Here is a 13,183-nt window from a genome sequence, read left to right as displayed (position 1 = left end):
TTACGTTTCTAATACTTAGGGAATTAATAATGAACTGTCTCCATAGCTGAGGAAACGGAAATCGTGGCTCAGCGCGTAGTCATATATCTTGTGCCAGTTGCCGTGGACAAATGCACTTACCAGCAAAAGCAATGTGCTTTGCGGCTGATGGAAATTGGTGACGAGCATCTTGACTATCTTGTACTCAAAACCCGGAGCTATAATAATCTGTGTGCTTGTATGCAGTGCCTCAAGATGGTTTGTCTCAAGATATGTCAATATATTCTGAATCGCTTGACATGGGCTGATGCCATCAACTATCTTGCCATTACGGTTGTCGTCATAAGGCTCCCATTGATTGACATGAAGCTCGTCTTCAGTAGCATTGGGATTATACTGCAATTTGACACCTATATAATATAGGCTCTCAAGTGTGCGGACGCTTGTCGTTCCCACGGCGATGGTCTTACAGTCGTGCTGCAAGAGGGCTTGCAGGGTGGTACGCTTAACGACGATATACTCGCTGTGCATCTCGTGGGCACATATCTGCTCGGTCTTGACCGGCTTGAAGGTTCCTGCGCCTACGTGGAGCGTCAACTCCTCGCGGTGAATACCCTTGTCATCCAAAGCCTCAAGGACATCATTGGTGAAATGAAGTCCTGCTGTTGGGGCAGCTACGGAACCCTTTATCTTGGAATAGACAGTCTGGTATGTCGTCTTGTCACTTTCCTGTGTCTCGCGGTTAAGATATGGCGGTATAGGAAGCTCGCCGATGGAATCCAAGATTTCCGCAAAACTTACCTCGTCGGAATCCCAATCGAAGTTAATCCAGAAGTTGGTGCCAGTGGCGACCTCTGTGTTCTGAGAGTTGTCGCGGCTGACGGAGAGGACAAACTTATGGCCGTTGATGTCAAACTCGCGATGCAGAGAACCTTCCTTCCATTTCTTGAGGTTACCAATCATGCACCTCCACGCGCAGTGGCGACGTGTCTGGAATATCTGCTCATAGTCAACGGGGAAAGCAGGCTCCATCAAGAATATCTCTATCAATGCGCCGGTTTCCTTCCTGAAGTGCATACGCGCCTGTATCACTTTGGTATTATTGAATACCATCAATGCACCAGCTGGCAAATGGTCGGGCAGATGATTGAAAACATCTTCCGACACTACGCCGTGTTTATACAAGAGTAGTTTGCTATGATCACGCTGGGCAAGAGGAAATTTGGCTATCCTCTCATCGGGCAGCGGATAATTGTAATCACTGATTTTAATATGTTTTGTATCCATTATATCAAACTAAAAATGATTGCGAATATAACTAATAGCGCCATGACGCAGATTACTGTGTTGATATCTGAACGACGATACGCCATATCGGTGGTCGCGGCGTCATCGGAGGCCCTAACGCTTCTTGTGTCTTTTACCTTATTATACATAGTACAGGCAAAAAGGCCGCTGACACTGCCCCACACCATCCCAACGATAATGTCGCTCGGATAATGGACGCCAAGATAAAGCCGCGTCCAACAATTGACGAGCGCCCAGGTAATCAAGGTACATGCGAAGAGGCGGTCCTTAACTAACAAACTGAAGAAAACGGCCACAGCCATAGTGTTGGATGCATGGGCAGAGAAGAAACTATATCCCTCTGCACGATAATTGTTGACGACCTGAACACTATCTTGCATAAGTGTATCATGGATGGGGCGAAGTCGAGCAACGAGTGGCTTAACTATCAAGTCTGCCATTCCCTCGCTCAAGACTATAGCAAGCAAGGCCATGCCTATGACCAATGAGATTTGGACCACAGTTTTATGGTTATTTATGACCAACAGCAAGAGGGCAATATAAAGCGGTATCCACATATAGCCGCAAGTCAGCGTCACTGCCAATCTGTCAACAAAGGGGCAATGACTCCCATTGAAGACCATCAGCAAGGTTTTGTCTGCGGCATATAGTGTAGAATAATTCATGCTTTATTACAGCTAATTATATCTTCTCCAAAGATGAAGACTTAATCCATCCCTCTCTTCCATCAGCAAGTTTGATGCCGTACCAACCCTCTATGGACTGGTCTGTTATGTCTACCTTCGTACCTTCATGCAATACATAGACATCGGTAGATGTAGGAGCGGGCGTCTTCTTCACATTTACTGTGGAAGAAATGATAATTGCGCCTGTTCTGTGTAACAGCATCTCCTTTTGTTGTTGCGCGAAAAGCATGCTGAATGCGGTGACAACGATAAGAACTAAGGCGCCATAGAAACCTACCTTCCTGACCAATACTCGATTGCCAAATAAGTAGAAAAGGACCAAAGACAATGCTCCGATGATGGACACCAGGCTGACAATAGCCCAAGAATCAATGCCAGTGTAAAACACCAGCGACTGATACCATGTCTTAAAGAACATCTGGTCTTCTGGTACTATCTTGTCAATGGTCTTGTTGCGCGCAAATTTCAGGTTAAACCGTACATCAGCGTCTCCGGGCGACAACAACAACGCACGCTCGTAGGCGAGAATTGATTGCGAAATGTTGTCAGAACGAAAATACGCATTGCCGAGATTATAATAAATCTCAGGAGATTTACCGCTCTTCAGGAGCTCTTGATAATCCTGTATTGCCTGTTGGTAGTTACCTCTCTTATATTCCTTGTCAGCATTTTCTTTGGTAACAGCACCAACCTGGCATGAAACTGCCAGCGCCATCACTACCAACAACGCTTTCGTATTGATACGGTTCTTCTTTTTCATCACTCTCTCAATTTCAATAATGGCAGTCATTGCAGATTCAAAAGTCTTGTTCATGTTGCCCGCAGGGTCTCCGGGCGCAAATCTTTCAAACTCGCACTCTGTCAAGGCATCAGTAAACTTCTGGATGGTAGCATCATCAACGCTGTGATTGGCCAATGTCTGCGAAATGTTATCTCTTGACAATTCTTCGATAGCCATATTCAACTTGTCGCCGACATATCCCCACAAGGCTCTAAGCACCTCGTCATAGAATTCATCGGATTTGCCTTGTATCATCAGTTTGCTTGCCTTCCTCAGTCGTTTGGTTGCAATTCTGTTGGCCTTCTTGCCCTTGATTCTGACCACGTCGGCGTTAAGGACTGCCCTCTTTCTGAAAACAACCAGCAATACGATAAAGATTACGACTACAATAATCAATGAAGTCCAATAGGCTACGCTACCGAAGAACATTGAAGAGAAATCTTTGATTGTGACTCCGCCTTCTTTGATACCACGGATATCAGTATTTTGATCTTTGGCATAGTCAGAGACACTACCACTCTTGCCATCGCCTTTAGCTATCTGCAAATTGATGGCCTGCGTCTTCACGGTGCGATACTGATTGCGGTCAACATCATAGTAGACGAGCTCAACGGGAGGTATTGTATAGTTGCCTTGATTGCGTGGAACGGCAAGGAAGTCATAAATCATGTTTCCCTCCAAGCCATTGGACGTAAGTTTGGTCTTGTCTGTAATCTTTGCATCGTACTGGTCGAAATCTTTGGGGAACTTTACAACAGGCTGCTTGATAAGTTTCAAGTTGCCGTAACCACCGATAACGACTCTGAAGTTAAGAGGCTCACCCGCCTTGATATCCTTGTTGTCTACCTGGGCTGAGATATTGAATTTACCAACTCCGCCAGAGAAATTCGCAGGTTTTGTGGGTAAAGGCTCTACCTCTACAGACAAGCCGGGGGCAACGATGTCGCGTTTTACCTCCACATAACCAGAGCCGCCATTGAAGAAAGCCTCAAAAGGATCAACCGAGCGATTCTCCTGAACCACGATACCATGGAAAGTGATGCTTGGTATCTTCAAGCTACCTGTCATTTGAGGGTACATGACGTACTGGCTCCATGTTACGCATCTATATGGACGACCATTAACCCTCTCTATATGGAAACTCTTCTGTTGCGGCAACTTGACTTCTTGTGTATGGAAGCCTGTCAAGTCCGGCATCTTTCCTTCCAACTGAGTCAGCTCCAGCGTTGTATACACTTTGTAAGTCAGTAAGATAGGCTCCTGTTCATGAACCTTGCGTTTGTTAGCACTTACCTTGATAAAGAGTTCGTTACCAGATATTCTGCTACCTTGTTCATGGATGGCAGAAGTGTTTGGATTGTTGTGAGCATTGTTATTGTTGCTACGCGCCTGACCGGATATCGTTATCTTTGTACTATGAGAGGCAATAGTTTTGCCATGGATTTTAGCGTGAGCGGCGGGAACTGTGAATATTCCGGCCTTGTTGGCATATAGAGTATATGTGTATGTTATGGATGAACTGGAAGTTGTATGACCATTGACCATACTGAAACTTGAGACTTTGGAGGCATAAGGTCCAGCGATGACTTCGACTTCGTCAGTAGAACGCATGTTTGATCTGAAATCATCGACATCCTGAGTGCTTACTGTATATGCCACTCTGAAATTGTCACCGACATTAACCCGAGAAGGGGCAGCAACGTTAATATGCTGTCCCTTGATGGCCATTGTAATATAAATACCAACGAGTATCAATATATATCGTTTCATCTTCAATTCATTCAATATGTCTGTCATTATGATTGCGATTATAAAAAAGAACACGTATCTGACAAAATCACCAATTCTTGTCCAAGTTTCGCTTTTGTGGCTTCTGCATCGATTTCTTCAGTCTCTGCTGCGTAGCCTTCTCTTCCTGGATAGCTGCATTAAGCAGTTGCTCGGCATTGTCTTTGCTCATTTGCTCATTACTCTGCTGCTGATTATCCTTGTTCTCTTGTTTCTTGTCCTTGTTCTTTTTGTCCTTATTGTCGTCTTTGTTTTGTTGCTTGTCGTTTTGATTCTTCTGATTTTTCTGCAACCGCTTACACAATACATAATTGTAACGAGTCTCATTATCAGCAGGATTGTTTCTCAGACTTTCCTTATAGGCTTCGATGGCTTCCTTGTACATTTGGTGAGACTGGCAAATGACGCCTATATTGTGATAAGACTTTGACTTTCTTATCTTGTTGGTTTCGATTTTGCCTGCAAGTTCATATTGTTTTATCGCTGCAGAGTCTTTCTTTTGTGCTTGCAACGCACACCCCAAGTTGTATATGGCCTGAGTATTTCCGCCATTACTGGCTATAGCCTTACGATATTCAATTTCTGCTTTTGCGTAATTCTGTTCATAGAAGAACCTGTTACCTATGCGCACCAATTGTCTGTCATTCTGGGCTGACAGATGAGCGCTGATAGTAAGCAATATAGATATCAAGAAAATATACCGTAATCTCATTTCTTTTTAAACAATTTGATGTTCTTGAATAAGGGATTGCGCACCTCCAGGAGACACGCTTCTATGATAAGAAGAATCATTGCCAAGATTGCAAATGCTTGAAACTGCTCGTTGTATTCGCTGTAAATCACGCTGTCAGAGTCTCCCTTCTGCAACTTTTCAAGTTCGTTGTTCAGTTTGTCCTGCGCATCACTTGTATTGTCTACATGGATGTACATGCCACTTCCTGCCTGAGCGATATCACGACACATCTTTTCATTCAGAACAGACATAACCGTCTGCCCCGTATTGTCAGTCAAGTATCCACCATCGTCATTGGGAATTGGAGCACCTTTTTCGCTACCCACGCCCAAGATAAACACATTGATACCCTTCTTCTTTGCGGCTTTGGCTGCTTCCAACGCGCCACCTTCATGGTCTTCACCATCGGTGATGAGGATTATAGCCTTACCCACCTTCTCCTGTTGTGTAAAGCTGTGCATGGATATGTCAATGGCTTTAGCGATGTCGGTGCCTTGGGTATTGATAAGCGACGGACTGATATTTTGCAGGAACATCTTGGCTGATACATAGTCACTGGTTATCGGCAGCTGCACAAAAGCATCGCCGGCGAAGACCACAAGTCCCACTTTGTCATTATTGAAATTGTCGACCAGGCTTTCTACCATAAACTTGGCTTTGTCCAGACGCGAGGGAACCACATCCTGTGCCTTCATCGAATTTGAGATATCCATTGCAATAATCAACTCTATGCCGTTTCGCTTTTCTTGCGACACCTTAGAACCCATCTGCGGGCGTGCGAGGACAATAATCAGCAATGACAATGCGGCAAGACAAAGCCAGAATTTTACCGTAGGTCTATACGGAGAAGCATCAGGCATAAGCAACTTCAAGAGTTGGGGGTCGCCAAATTTCTTGAACTTGTTATGCCGCTGGCGCCATACTACCAGTCTGATGAAGGCAAGTATCGGCACCACCCACAGTAACCATAAATATATAGAATCTTCGAATCTCATAATTTAGGGAATTCTTCTTAATACCGTTGTTCTTAATAATATTTCCAAAAGCAGACAAAGGATGGCCGCAATGGCAAATGGCTGATAAGCCTCATATCTCTTAGAGAATTTCTTTACGTTCATCTTTGTCTTCTCCAACTTGTCGATATCCTTGTAGATATTCTTCAACTCGGCATTGTTGGTTGCCCGATAGAAATTGCCATCCGTTGTGGCAGCTATATCACTTAGCGTCTTGGTGTCTATCTCTACAGGTATGTTGACATACTGCACGCCGCCAGCAACTATCGCCGGATAACGTGCCACCTTGTTTGTACCCACTCCGATGGTATATACGCGGATGCCCATGCTTTTGGCTATCTGTGCCGAGGTCATTGGCGAGAGGTCTCCCATGTTGTTCGAACCGTCCGTGAGCAGGATTACCACTTTGCTTTTGGCCTTTGAGTCCTTCAGTCGTGCCACCGCGCTTGCCAAACCCATTCCTACAGCTGTTCCATCCTGTATCAAGCCTCTTGCCGCGATGTCCGTGCGCACGGTTTGAAGCATGTTGAGCAGCGATGTATGGTCGGTTGTCATCGGACACTGGGTAAATGCCTCGCCTGCAAATATCGTCAAGCCGATATTGTCATTAGGACGCCCATTGATAAATTCGGCGGCAACATTCTTGGCGGCCTCTATACGATTGGGGCGCAGGTCTTCAGCCAACATTGAGGTCGACACGTCCATGACGAGCATGATATCGATGCCTTCGACCTCCTTTTTATCCCATGCATTGTGGGTCTGTGGCCGAGCCAGAATGATTACTATCAGAACAAAAGTGATACATCTCAGCAGCATCGGCAGGTTGATAATCCTTATACGCCAGCTTTTGGGAGCATATTGGTATGCGAACGTATCACTCATTCGTATTGTGGGCTCATTCTTCTTGCGATACAGAAAATACCAAAGCACATAAGGTATCAGCAAGAGAAGCAGAAAGAAATACTCTTTATTGGCAAATTCCATATTTAACTGATTAGTTGAATGGCACTATAAATGATGTAAGCCAACAGCACTATCACCAATGTAGAGGATAGGGCTATCAGCCATTTTATGGCGCGTCGTGTATTCTTTGTTCGTTTGTCTTCCTGACTCAGTTGAGGCACTACCCTCTCTTCGGTAGGCACGTTCTCCAACTTGGTCTGGTCGATGAAGTTGATGGCATTGACCAGGTTCAGGTCGTTCTCGTTGATGAGCGTAGAGTACTTGGCAAACTTCACGAGGTCGGCTGTCTCAAACAGTTCTTTGAGTTCACCGATCATCTTGTTGTCGCCATTCTGCTGCAAACGCTCGATAATCTCCGAGGAAGTCATCTCCATGGCGTTGAAACCAAAACGCTCATTGATATATTGTCTCAGAGCATCAGTGAGTTGCGTGTAGTAAGTCTTCTGGTCGTCCGAACGTTCCAGATGTTCTGCCTTGATTTTCTCCATGGCAGAGAGGGCACGCTGGTGAGGCAGAACCTTCTTGACAATACGTATCTTGGCAATGATTGGCTTGTTTTCACGCAGACGGATATACAGGTAGAAGATGCCACCCATCAGTGCCAGTACCAATACGCTCATCCAGAACAGACCGCTCCATTCACTCCACAAGAAGGGATTGTTCTGCACGGTCTTGGGAGGATAGAACTGATTGGGATGAAGCGTGTCGACATCGATAGTCATTACCTTCAGTGCCAACTGGGTGGCCTCATAGGGCTTTCCATCCACCTTTACCTTCATGCCGGGTATAGGATAGAGTTTCTCGTCGAAAGATGTCAATGTAATTCTTTTACTTATCCTTACGTTGTTGTCCACTTCCGAAGTGTCGCCATCGGCCACATCAATGATTTCGACACCGGGAACGAGATAGTGCGACGGTTTGATGTTGGGCCATACGATTTTTGCTCCTTTGCGGGCTGTGACAGCAACCTCCATGTTTGTCTGTTCACCCACAAGAATGCTTATGGAGTCGATTTTGGCTTCAACGCTTACCTGTGCTGACGACTTTACGCCCAGCAGCAGACAACACATTGATAAAAGCAAATATCTAAAATACATAAACTACTTATTCTCTATTCATACTTAACTATGTCCACGCTGGGCGAAGAGCAACATCAGACTGCGCACATAGTCTTCATTTGTAGCCACCGACACCCAGTCGACATTACATTTGACGAAAGTCTGCCTGAGCACACTCTCCCGCTGGCGCCAATAATTGGCATGAGCCTGGCGCAGCTTCTTGCTCGAAGTGTCGATATAAGTCTCGTGGCCAGTTTCGGCATCACACACCTTGAGCAATCCTACATCGGGTAGTTCTTTGGCACGTGGGTCATAGACCTGTATCGAGGCAATATCGTGTTTCTGGCTGGCTATCTGCAACTGATTTTCAAAGTCATTGCGTGTATAGAAGTCGCTTAAGACAAAAGCCGTACAACGACGCTTGGCCACACGGGTGAGAAACTCGACAGCCATGCCGATGTCCGTACGTTTACTCTCGGGCTTGAAGTTGAGCATCTCACGGATAACATAGAGGATGTGCTTGCGGCCCTTCTTTGGCGGGATATATTTCTCAATCCGGTCAGAAAAGAGTATCACGCCAATCTTGTCATTGTTCTGTATGGCGCTGAAAGCCAGCGTGGCAGCAATCTCGGCAACCATCTCGCGCTTCAACTGATGCGACGTACCGAAGTCGAGCGAACCCGAGACGTCGACAAGGAGCATCACCGTAAGTTCGCGCTCTTCTTCAAACACCTTGACATAAGGACGGTGGAAACGGGCGGTTACATTCCAATCGATATCTCTCACGTCGTCGCCATACTGGTATTCACGAACCTCGGAAAAGGCCATACCTCTTCCTTTGAAGGCTGAGTGATACTGTCCGGCGAAGATGTTCTGACTCAATCCACGAGTCTTTATCTCTATCTTCCTGACCTTCTTTAAGATTTCAGATGTTTCCATCAAGGAACTTCAACTTTATTGATAATCTTGGATACGATTTCTTCGGCAGTGACATTGTTGGCCTCTGCCTCGTAGCTCAATCCTACGCGATGGCGCAAAACGTCGTGAGCGACGGCACGGACATCCTCGGGCACCACATAACCGCGATGCTTGATGAAGGCATAGGCACGGGCGGCCTTGGCCAGATTGATGCTGGCACGTGGGCTGCCACCGAAAGTAATCAGGTCGCTGAGCTCCTTGAGATTATAACGGTCGGGATAACGTGTAGCAAATACGATGTCGGCAATATACTGCTCTATCTTTTCATCGATATAAACCTGGCTTACCACCTCACGCGCACGCATTATCTCTTCGGCGGTTGTCACAGGCATTACCTGTGGAAGACCGCCCACAAGGTTTTCACGCATTATCTTCTTCTCCTCTTCCAGTGTGGGATAGTCTATGATGACCTTGAGCATGAAACGGTCTACCTGGGCTTCGGGAAGCTGGTAGGTGCCTTCCTGTTCAATGGGGTTCTGAGTAGCCATAACCAGGAAGGGAGTAGGCAGCTTGAACGTATTGTCACCGATAGTCACCTGGTGTTCCTGCATGGCCTCGAGCAGAGCGCTTTGCACCTTGGCGGGAGCTCGGTTTATCTCATCGGCAAGTACAAAATTGGCAAATACAGGGCCCTTCTTCACCTGGAAGGCTTCCTCTTTCTGACTATAAATCATTGTTCCTACAACGTCGGCAGGCAACAAGTCGGGAGTAAACTGTATTCTGCTATATTTGGCGTCTATCAACTGTGACAGGGTCTTTATCGCCAGAGTCTTTGCCAGGCCGGGTACGCCTTCCAACAATATATGACCATCGCTCAAGAGGGAAATAAGAAGCGAGTCAACCAGATGTTTTTGTCCTACTATTACGCGATCCATACCTGTTGTCAGATTGGTGACAAAGGTACTTTGTTGTTCTATCCGCACATTGAGTTCGCGGATATCGATAGCTTCTGCCATAATCTTTTTTGCTTTTATGTTGATTTTGGTGCAAAAGTACTACAAAACAAACATAGAGCCGAAAGATAGGTTCTAAATTATATTAAAAAAGGAGAAATATCACTTTATTTTAAGAAAAATTGCATGTTGCAAGCGCCGCAGATAGCCACAACACAAGGAAAATCCCGTTTTGGCATGTCGCGATGCAGCCTGCCTAAACGGGATTTGTCCTTACTTCATTGGGGGATACTCAGAACTTGAATATCTCTTCGTATATGCGTTGTACTGGCAGCCCCATCACATTGAAGAAACTGCCTTTGAGCGCAGTGACACCTATGAAACCTATCCACTCTTGGATGCCATAGGCACCGGCCTTGTCCAAGGGGCGATAGGTAGTCACATAGTAATCGATTTCCTGCTGGGTAAACTGCTTGAAGGTTACCTCTGTCACCACGTGGAAGGCGTGCTGTTTGGCCAGGGTAGTAAGAGCCACGCCGGTGACCACGGTATGTGTCTTGCCGCTCAGTTTAGCCAGCATTGCTTTGGCCTGGGCTTCATCGGCAGGCTTGCCCAGCACCTCTCTGCCTAACACCACAACGGTATCGGCTGTTATCAGCATCTCTCCGGCACTCAGCGTATAGGCTTGAGCCTTCTGGCAAGCCAGATATTGGGGTATCTGCTCGGGGGTAAGTCCGTCGGGATAGTTTTCCTCGATACCGGGAACCACGCGCACTTCGTATTCCAAGTCCAATCCACCCAGAAGTTCTTTCCTGCGGGGAGAGTTGGAGGCAAGGATTATATGATAAGGAGTATCTATCATCGTCTTGATATTAATACGATTACCAACCGAAAGCCTTGCTGTCGCTCAACCATTTTCCCTGAGCCATGAGCACCTGCTCGATGATGTCGCGGCCTACGCCGTAACCACCCTTGCAGCGGCTGACATAGGTGCTGATTTCCTGGATATCGGAACAGGCGTCGGCGGGGCAACACGGACAACCGCAGCGACGCATCACCTGATAGTCGGGGATGTCGTCGCCCACATAGATAACCTCGCTGTCATCCAGATTGTTCTTTGCCTTGAACTCCTGATAGGTCTCCATCTTCATAGAGCAGTTGATGTAGACATCGCCTACCCCGAGGTAGGTGTATCGTTTGACAATAGCTTCCGAACGGCCACCAGTCATGATGGCTATATGCAGCCCCATCTTGCAGGCAAGCTGTATGGCATAGCCATCCTTGATGTTGACCGTGCGCAGAGGCTGGCCCTCGTCATCCATGCCTATCGTTTCGGCCGAAAGCACGCCATCTACATCGAAGATGATGGCCTTGACCTTGGTTAAATCGTAATTAATCATTCCCGTTGTATATTGTAACATTTTCCCATTTCAGCGCATCTTCATTCTGAGGCTTGCGCTCATCGGTACAATGACCTATAGCGATGACACACAATACCTTGTAGGCATCATCGAGTCCCAGGATGCCGTGAATGACCTCGTCGGCGGTGGTACCGTCGGAGAGACCGCGGCCGTGCATCTGCGCCCAGCAGGAACCCAAGCCCAGGTCGGCAGCCTGATACTGTATGGTAACCGCAGCGATGGACGCGTCTTCTATCCAACATTCATCCTCGTCGGGGGGAGCGCAAACCACGATGGCCAAGGGTGCACCCTTGAGAAAGGCGGCTCCAGCCTCTTTGGCGTCGGCCATCTTCTCGAGCGCCACCTTGTCGTCTACCACTACAAAATGCCATTTGCGGCGACTCTTGGATGTCGGCGACATAAGCGCCGACCGCAGTATGAGCTGCAGAGCCTCGGGGGCAATCTCTTCATCACTGAAACGGCGATGACTGCGTCGATGTGCTACTAAATCTTTGAAATCCATACGTCTTTACTGATTAATGTGACAACGGTGCTATCCGCCGTCGTTATTATCTGATACAAAGTTAGTGATAGCGAAGAAGAATTCAAAATAATTTCCGACATTTTTCCTCACTTTCACGATAATTGACCGGTTTCCGGTGGTCGTAATGAGTAAATAGACAATGCAGCCATACATGCCGCAGTCCAAGCAAAAACTGATTGCAGACTACGAAACGGCGATGGCGAAGTGTGAAATAATTAAACGATGGTTGGCATCTGTTAAATCGCGCCTTAGACTAACTTTGGATTTGGTGGTAACAGAAAATTATGCTTACATTTGCACCATGAATTACACATCAAACTATTTACTGACTTATTGCATCTAACTATGGCAAAGTATTTCAAACAGGAGATGCCCGACCTCAGGAACACGGGCGAAAAGAAATTCTATTACCGCATGAAGGTCAACGAGAACATTGACTTCGACGAACTGGTAAGACGCCTTACCTATCCCGGTTCTGGCCTTGACAAAGGACAGGTGGTACAGGTAATCGCAGCCATCGGCAAGCAGATGGCGCTGGAAATGGCTTCTGGCAATTCGGTGACAATCGACGGCATCGGGACTTTCAGGGCGTCTGTCGGCATGACGATGCCCAAAGAGCTGACTGGTACGGACGCGGGAAAGGAAACCAACGCCAGAAGTCTGAAGGTGACGGGCATAATCTACAGGGCAGCCTCACAGCTGGTCCGCACGATTTCCTCGCAATGCACCTTGGTACGCGACAAAGAGCACCGGCTGCGCAAGTCGCCCTACAGCAAGGAAGAGCGCATCGGCCTTGCCGTCGGCTATCTGGGCGATGGAGCCCATCCCTTCATGCGCGTCGGTGATTATGCTCGCCTTACCCGGCAGTCGCACTGCGCAGCTTCGCGCGAGTTGCAGGAAATCTCTCGGACGCCACAATCGCCTATCAGGAGAGACGGCAGAGCAAGTGCGCTCGTCTATGTGCTAAGCCGCGAACAGCTGTAGATAATCACAGACCTTGACAGATGGCAGATTTTATACTCGCAAGGGGCAATATGCTCCGGCAGGTATAAAATCTGC

General features: G+C 47.0%; 13 protein-coding genes. 1 reads left to right on the top strand and 12 read right to left on the bottom strand.

Annotation, left to right across the window (positions count from 1 at the left end; translation table 11 throughout):
* Positions 1-15: 15 nt before the first annotated feature.
* The 12 genes from CIK94_RS03005 to CIK94_RS02950 all read right to left on the bottom strand — a co-directional run bounded on the left by CIK94_RS03005 (position 16) and on the right by CIK94_RS02950 (position 12,103).
* A complete protein-coding gene (locus tag CIK94_RS03005; protein ID WP_094421229.1) occupies positions 16-1,266 on the bottom strand; it encodes an S-adenosylmethionine:tRNA ribosyltransferase-isomerase in 1,251 nt (416 codons plus the stop codon).
* On the bottom strand, positions 1,266-1,952 hold the full coding sequence (locus CIK94_RS03000) for a phosphatase PAP2 family protein (protein WP_094421227.1): 687 nt from the start codon (positions 1,950-1,952) through the stop codon (positions 1,266-1,268). Before CIK94_RS03000 ends, CIK94_RS03005 begins: the two co-directional genes overlap by 1 nt.
* Before the next feature lie 16 nt (positions 1,953-1,968).
* On the bottom strand, positions 1,969-4,551 hold the full coding sequence (locus CIK94_RS02995) for a BatD family protein (protein WP_094421225.1): 2,583 nt from the start codon (positions 4,549-4,551) through the stop codon (positions 1,969-1,971).
* 40 nt (positions 4,552-4,591) lie between these two features.
* A complete protein-coding gene (locus tag CIK94_RS02990) occupies positions 4,592-5,254 on the bottom strand; it encodes a tetratricopeptide repeat protein (RefSeq protein ID WP_094421222.1) in 663 nt (220 codons plus the stop codon).
* Entirely contained in the window at positions 5,251-6,273 is a 1,023-nt protein-coding gene (locus tag CIK94_RS02985; RefSeq protein ID WP_094386416.1) for a VWA domain-containing protein, read from the bottom strand. The genes CIK94_RS02990 and CIK94_RS02985 overlap by 4 nt, the downstream gene beginning before the upstream one ends.
* A complete protein-coding gene (locus CIK94_RS02980) occupies positions 6,274-7,272 on the bottom strand; it encodes a VWA domain-containing protein (RefSeq protein ID WP_022311002.1) in 999 nt (332 codons plus the stop codon).
* Positions 7,273-7,274: 2 nt separating this feature from the next.
* Positions 7,275-8,348, bottom strand: a complete 1,074-nt coding sequence (locus CIK94_RS02975) for a hypothetical protein (RefSeq protein WP_094421220.1) — start codon at positions 8,346-8,348, stop codon at positions 7,275-7,277.
* 24 nt (positions 8,349-8,372) lie between these two features.
* Positions 8,373-9,248, bottom strand: a complete 876-nt coding sequence (locus CIK94_RS02970; RefSeq protein WP_094421218.1) for a DUF58 domain-containing protein — start codon at positions 9,246-9,248, stop codon at positions 8,373-8,375.
* Positions 9,248-10,243 carry a MoxR family ATPase gene (locus tag CIK94_RS02965; protein ID WP_022311005.1) on the bottom strand — a complete coding sequence of 332 codons (996 nt, stop codon included), beginning with the start codon at positions 10,241-10,243 and terminating at the stop codon, positions 9,248-9,250. The genes CIK94_RS02970 and CIK94_RS02965 overlap by 1 nt, the downstream gene beginning before the upstream one ends.
* Before the next feature lie 229 nt (positions 10,244-10,472).
* The gene (locus tag CIK94_RS02960; RefSeq protein WP_094421215.1) at positions 10,473-11,042 is read right to left on the bottom strand and encodes a Maf-like protein; all 570 of its coding nucleotides are present in this window, start codon (positions 11,040-11,042) and stop codon (positions 10,473-10,475) included.
* A gap of 19 nt (positions 11,043-11,061) precedes the next feature.
* Positions 11,062-11,580, bottom strand: coding sequence for an HAD family hydrolase (locus CIK94_RS02955; RefSeq protein WP_094386424.1), 519 nt, complete (start codon positions 11,578-11,580; stop codon positions 11,062-11,064).
* Positions 11,573-12,103 (bottom strand): nitroreductase family protein, encoded by a 531-nt coding sequence (locus CIK94_RS02950; RefSeq protein ID WP_094421213.1) that lies wholly within the window; start codon positions 12,101-12,103, stop codon positions 11,573-11,575. Before CIK94_RS02950 ends, CIK94_RS02955 begins: the two co-directional genes overlap by 8 nt.
* Positions 12,104-12,469: 366 nt before the next feature.
* Here CIK94_RS02950 and CIK94_RS02945 point away from each other — a divergent pair, with 366 nt between their 5' ends.
* The gene (locus CIK94_RS02945) at positions 12,470-13,108 is read left to right on the top strand and encodes a DNA-binding protein (RefSeq protein WP_022311009.1); all 639 of its coding nucleotides are present in this window, start codon (positions 12,470-12,472) and stop codon (positions 13,106-13,108) included.
* Positions 13,109-13,183 lie beyond the last annotated feature (75 nt).

It is taken from the genome of Prevotella sp. P4-51, from assembly GCF_002251455.1.
GTDB lineage: Bacteria > Bacteroidota > Bacteroidia > Bacteroidales > Bacteroidaceae > Prevotella.
This window is presented reverse-complemented; position numbering and strand designations above follow the sequence as displayed.